Below are 1022 nucleotides of genomic sequence, written 5' to 3'. Positions count from 1 at the left end.
CTCGCCAGCGGCGGGCCCGACGCCCAGGACGCCGACTTCGAGCGGCTCTGAGCCATGGCGCTGCTCGACGCCTTTCCGGGGGGAACGGACTTTGCCGACCCGTGTGCTCGCCAGGACGCCGGGTCGCGGCAGCGACATGACTAGAGGAGCCCTGCAATGCGGGTGACCGTCAAACTGAAGCTGGCGATGGCCTTCGGCGCCATCATCCTGCTTTCCGCCGGAACGGCCGTGATCAGCGTCAACGGCCTGAGCACGCTCAACAGCGCGCTCGACGACGTCGTCAACGGGCCGGCCAAGCGGGTCGAGCTCTCGCTCAAGCTGTCCAACGCCCTGCTGGCGCTGGTCCGCGTCGAGAAGAACCTGATCACCGCGACCGCCCAGGACGACATCGCCCGCTTCGACAACGAGGTGCTCGACAAGCGCCGCGAGCTGCTCGGCCTGATCGATGCCGGCCTGGCCGACGCCAGCACCGAGGACCGGCCGCAGTGGGCCGAGGTGAAGGACGCGGTTCAGAAGTACGCGACCGTCCAGGACCGGATCCAGGACCTGGTGCGCCGCGGCCTGAGGGACCAGGCGGTGGCGCTGTCGGTCGGCGAGGCCCGGCAGCACGTGCTGGAGGCCGAGAAGCAGGCCGGCGACGTGGTGGACCTCAATCACCAGCGGATGAACCAGGCCAAGGTCGATGCCGGGGGCGAGTACGAGAACGCCCGCTCGGAGCTGATCGGTGCCGTGCTGATCGCCCTGCTGATCGCCGCCGGCACCGGCACCTGGATCTCCTTCAGCATCAGCCGCGGGCTGGCGCGGGCCGGCAGCCTGGCGCAGGCCGTCGCCAACGGCGACCTGACCGGGACGATCGACGATGCGCCGCGCGACGAGATCGGCGACCTGATCGGCCACGTCAACAACATGGTCCTGCGCCTGCGCACGGTGGTCGCGGAGGCCCTGAGCGCCGCGGACAACGTCTCGGCGGGCAGCCAGGAGCTGTCGGCGAGCGCGGAGGAGCTGTCGCAGGGCGCGACGGA

Annotated in this window: 1 protein-coding gene; it reads left to right on the top strand. The window is 70.5% G+C overall.

The features are described 5' to 3' along the window. Positions 1-156: 156 nt before the first annotated feature. Positions 157-1022: MCP four helix bundle domain-containing protein (locus B9O00_RS32255; protein WP_143596453.1), on the top strand; the 866-nt coding region annotated here is incomplete at its 3' end.

Origin of the sequence: Tistlia consotensis USBA 355 (assembly GCF_900177295.1) — a bacterium.
Lineage (GTDB): Bacteria > Pseudomonadota > Alphaproteobacteria > Kiloniellales > DSM-21159 > Tistlia > Tistlia consotensis.
This window is presented reverse-complemented; position numbering and strand designations above follow the sequence as displayed.